The 4153-nt window shown below is 60.5% G+C and carries 5 protein-coding genes; all 5 read right to left on the bottom strand.

The window, feature by feature from the left end; all coding sequences use genetic code 11:
• Window positions 1-190: 190 nt before the first annotated feature.
• Window positions 191-595: a response regulator gene (locus Q1V57_RS14740; protein WP_300532362.1), complete on the bottom strand. Its 405-nt coding sequence runs from the start codon at window positions 593-595 to the stop codon at window positions 191-193.
• Between the two features lie 144 nt (window positions 596-739).
• Complete coding sequence (locus Q1V57_RS14735; protein ID WP_300532360.1) at window positions 740-1192, bottom strand: MerC domain-containing protein; 453 nt, start codon at window positions 1190-1192, stop codon at window positions 740-742.
• A gap of 139 nt (window positions 1193-1331) precedes the next feature.
• Window positions 1332-3095 carry a hypothetical protein gene (locus Q1V57_RS14730; RefSeq protein WP_300532358.1) on the bottom strand — a complete coding sequence of 588 codons (1764 nt, stop codon included), beginning with the start codon at window positions 3093-3095 and terminating at the stop codon, window positions 1332-1334.
• A gap of 32 nt (window positions 3096-3127) precedes the next feature.
• On the bottom strand, window positions 3128-3592 hold the full coding sequence (locus Q1V57_RS14725) for a peptidase S1 (RefSeq protein ID WP_300532357.1): 465 nt from the start codon (window positions 3590-3592) through the stop codon (window positions 3128-3130).
• A gap of 218 nt (window positions 3593-3810) precedes the next feature.
• Window positions 3811-4153: translation initiation factor IF-3 (gene infC / locus Q1V57_RS14720; RefSeq protein ID WP_300532355.1), on the bottom strand; the 343-nt coding region annotated here is incomplete at its 5' end.

Here is a 4153-nt window from a genome sequence, read left to right as displayed (position 1 = left end):
CGCTTCTTGGCGCCGCTCTTGGTCTTCATCTTCGACATTTCGATCTCCTTGTTGGAATGCCGGGGCATTCCGGGGACAGTTTCACGCGCAGGCATGTCGATCGGGCCCGACGCGCGGTTCTTGAAAGAGCGGGGGTTATACGCGGAATGTGCGGGAATGCAAGGCCCGCAAGCGGTTTCGCGGCAGAAGCCTAGCTGGCCGCCGCAGCCAGGCTCGACTTGGCCAGCGCCGCTCGCAGCTCCCGCACCGGGACCGGCTTGCGCAGCTTGGCCAGCAGCGTCACATCCCGCTCGGCGAGGATGATCTCGGCGGTTTGCAAATGCACCGGATCGCTGCCGGAAACGAGAATGATCTCGGGGATGCTTTCGGCACTGAGAAACGCCATCAGCGTCTCGATCCCGTCCATCTCCGGCATGACGAGGTCCAGCACCACACAGCTCGGGCGGTCCGTCGCTTTCAGCGCCGCCATCAACTCCGCGCCATTATTGCATTCGGTCACCGCCCAGCCCTCGGGCTCAGCGACTTCACGAACAATGTCGCGAAAATCGGCATTGTCGTCGGCGATCAGCAGGCTGGGGCGGGAGGCATTTGACATGCGTTAGACGAAACCCTTGAATTTGCAACTTAATGCTGCAATCGTCACGTGGTATAATACTACTATGCGCTTCGCCTGCACGATAAAAGTGTCAATCACCAATCGATGGCGAAGAAGCCCCGTGAACGAGGCCAAACTGCCGATTTAATGGGTCGCTGTCTCGCAAACACCACACTCATTGCGGTGATCATGCCCGCGGCGCCAACGTGCACGCCAGTTTGCAAGGTGCGCCAAAGCCAGAATGGTTACACCCGTCAAGGTCAGGGCGGTTTCGATCCAGAATGCAAACAGGTGCAGCGCACCCAGCGTCATCAGGGACAGGCCGAACACACCAAGCGCAAACAGGCTCCAGCCGCCATTATTGCGCCGCGCACCCCAGCCAAGCGCCAGGATGGAAATCGGGATCGCCACCATGAGCAGCCCAATATGCCATTCATGGCCGAGCCCAAGCGTTTCGCTCAAACCGGGCGCCAGCATCGGAGCGGCAACAGCGGTTGCCGGGAACAGCAGGCAATGGGCAACGCACAGAGCGGACAAGCCGACACCGGCGGCATCCCACTTGTCTTCAGATTGGCCCGTCGAAAGGCGTTTCAGCATCGGCATCGCTCCAGAGTGGAGGATGATATAGTATAACATTCCCATGCTGCCAACCGGCACCACCCTTGGCTCGGCGCAAAAAATATGAGCGGCACCCAAAGGCGCCGCCCACACTTCAGATCATTGAAATAATTTATTTTTATTCGGACCGGGTGAAGCCGAGCTCAGAAATGAAGAGCCGCGCTTCGAGATCGGCGCCTTCCCAATAGGACCCCACCCAGATGTCATAGACACCCGATGACGGGTTCTCGAAGGCAATACCCGGGTCAAAGCCCTCCTGGTCATCATTGCAAACCCAATTGCCGTTCGGGTCATTGATGGTCAGCGTCGTATCACCTTCGGATTGCGCGTAGATGTAGAGGTCGAAGGCATTGCCGGCCTCGAAAGTCACCTGGTAGTCCGGCGCCGCATTGGCGTAACCGCGGCACATTCCGTCCGCGCCCGCATCGGCAGCGATACCGCCACCGGCCCGGACGTCAACGGCCACCGGATCGGGATCAAATCCACTCTGCAGGATAATCTCGCCATGCTCGGCAGGCAGCGCGAGATCGAAAACCGCACCGTCAGCGTAGGCATTCCCGAAGGCCAGCTCTGAGACATGTAGCTCGGCCGGGGCGAGATCGCCCTCGCTGAACGTGCCCACCCAGATATTGTAGAGACCGGACTGCGGCGCGTCGAAATGCACACCCGGATTGAGGTTTCCGGCGCTGTCATCATCACACCACCAGGTACCGTCCGGGGCATTGATGATCAGCGTCGCATCATTGTCCGAGGTGGCGGAGACGTAAAGGTCATAGCCGCCCGCCGTATAGTTCAGATCATAATCGGGTGCCCGGGTCGCGAAGCCGCGGCAATTCTCACCGACCGCTTCCCACACATCCTGATCGCCGCCGGCCATCAACGGTACGGTATGCGGGTCAGGCGTGAAACCGGCATCCAGTTCAACCGAGCCGTAATTCGGGTCCATCGTCCAGTCGAGCTGGGGCGGTCCAGAGGTATCACCGCGGAAGCCCAGCTCCGAAACGAACAGGGTCGCATCGGTCAGCGGTCCGGGCGAGTAACGGCCGGCCCAGACGGCATAGCGCCCGGACTGGGGATCGCGAATGCGAACACCCGGGTTGAAGTCACCAGCCGTGTCATCGTCACAGCTCCAGACACCGTCCGGACCCTGCACGACCAAGGTGGTGTCCTCGTCGGCCTCCATCGAAAGATAGAGATCGAAAGCCTCATCGGCCTGGTAATCGATCCAGACATCCGGCGCTTGCGAGACCCGGCCCCAGCAAAACTCGCTGGTCGTGCGGCCGGCATCGACATCACCGCCGGCCTGAACGGCGAGGCGCTGCGGGTCCTCGGCGAAACCGGCGCTCAGGCTCAAACGGCCCGCATTAGGCGGCAGGCTGGCCTCGGGCGCGCGGGAAAAGCGATTATCGTCAAAGAAGCTGATCTCGGAGATGTGCAATTCACCCGGCTCATACCCCGACCCGAAGCCCAGCGAGCCGGCCCAGATATCGTACTCGCCCGACATCGGCGCCGTGAACTCCACGCCCGGATGAAGCCCGAGCCCGGGCGCATCGTCATTACAATGGAAACTGCCGTCCGGAGCGCGCACGACCAGGACACCGTCCATATCCGATGCAGCCGAGATATAGAGAGAGAATGCCCCGGCCTCATAGTCGAGCGAATGCGAGGGCTGATGGGTGATATAGCCATAACACTCCGGCGACAGCGCCGAGGCGTCGATGGCGCCACCCGCCTGGATCGCAATCGAGCGTGGATCATCGGCGAAACCGGCTTCCAGGTTCGACCGGCCATAGGCCGGCGGTGCATCCCAGTCCTGGGCAGCAACGGCCGGCGTGGCCATGAGGGCGATCAGGGATGTACAGGCAAGAAAACGGATATTCATGTCGTTTCTGTCCTCCAGAAAAAGCGCGCGGATCAGCGATCCAGCTCTGAAATCTTCAAGTCTGCGGGGTAGGTGCGGGCCTGGCCGTAAAAGCCGACCCAGATATCGTAGAGCCCGGTCTGCGGCTCGGCGAAACGGATCTTCGGATTGACGCCCGGCCCGCCATCATCGTCGCAATACCATTGGCCGTCGGGAGCATTGATGATCAGCGTGGTATCGGCGTCCGCCTCGGCGCTGATGATCAGCGGCAGTGAGCCGGCATTGTAATACAGGTCAAAATCCGGCGCGTCGGCGATGAACCCCGGGCATCCGGCATGAATTGAGGCGCTGGCATCAATCGCACCGCCAGCCCGCAGGGACACCACAAAGGGATCGGGAGTAAAGCCGGCGGACAGGGAGACATCGCCGAAACTGGGCTCGGCCGTCAGATCCTGCGCCAGCGCGGGTGCAACCAGGCTCATGCCTGCCAATAGCCCGCCTAATAGACGTTCAATCATGTCTCATCCCCCGGTTGCTGTGATTGGAACACGCTTCACCTCCCGGCGCAATCCGCCCGACCGGACCTGCTAGGTGTAGATAAACCGGTTTGGATTGAACGCCTTGTGAACCATTGCATCACACTCCCGGCGCGGTTTGGCCGCTTTCTGCGCGCAATTGACGCAAACAAAAAGGGCCGCCCCGGCGGGACGGCCCTTTTGCGTGTAATGCCAACGCTCTAGCGCGGTGCCATCACCATAACCATCAGACGGCCTTCCATCTTCGGTTCGAATTCCACCTTGGCGGTTTCGGCGAAGTCTTCCTTGACCCGGTTCATGATATCCATACCCCGGTCCTGGTGCGCCATTTCGCGGCCGCGGAAGCGCAGCGTGACCTTGACCTTGTCACCGGCTTCAAAGAAGCGCGTCATGGCCTTGGTCTTCACCTGATAGTCGTGCACGTCGATGTTCGGACGCATCTTGATCTCCTTGATCTCGACGGTCTTCTGCTTCTTGCGTGCCTCGGCTTTCTTCTTCTGCTCCTGGTATCTGAGCTTGCCGTAATCGACGATCTTGCACACG

The sequence above is a fragment of the Maricaulis sp. genome (assembly GCF_030149425.1).
Lineage (GTDB): Bacteria > Pseudomonadota > Alphaproteobacteria > Caulobacterales > Maricaulaceae > Maricaulis.
This window is presented reverse-complemented; position numbering and strand designations above follow the sequence as displayed.

What these genes read in the sequence shown, in the direction of transcription:
- Q1V57_RS14730 (WP_300532358.1), bottom strand. Translation starts at nt 3,095, where the DNA reads ATGAATATCCGTTTTCTTGCCTGTACATCCCTGATCGCCCTCATGGCC.
- Q1V57_RS14725 (WP_300532357.1), bottom strand. Translation starts at nt 3,592, where the DNA reads ATGATTGAACGTCTATTAGGCGGGCTATTGGCAGGCATGAGCCTGGTT.
- Q1V57_RS14735 (WP_300532360.1), bottom strand. Translation starts at nt 1,192, where the DNA reads ATGCTGAAACGCCTTTCGACGGGCCAATCTGAAGACAAGTGGGATGCC.
- Q1V57_RS14740 (WP_300532362.1), bottom strand. Translation starts at nt 595, where the DNA reads ATGTCAAATGCCTCCCGCCCCAGCCTGCTGATCGCCGACGACAATGCC.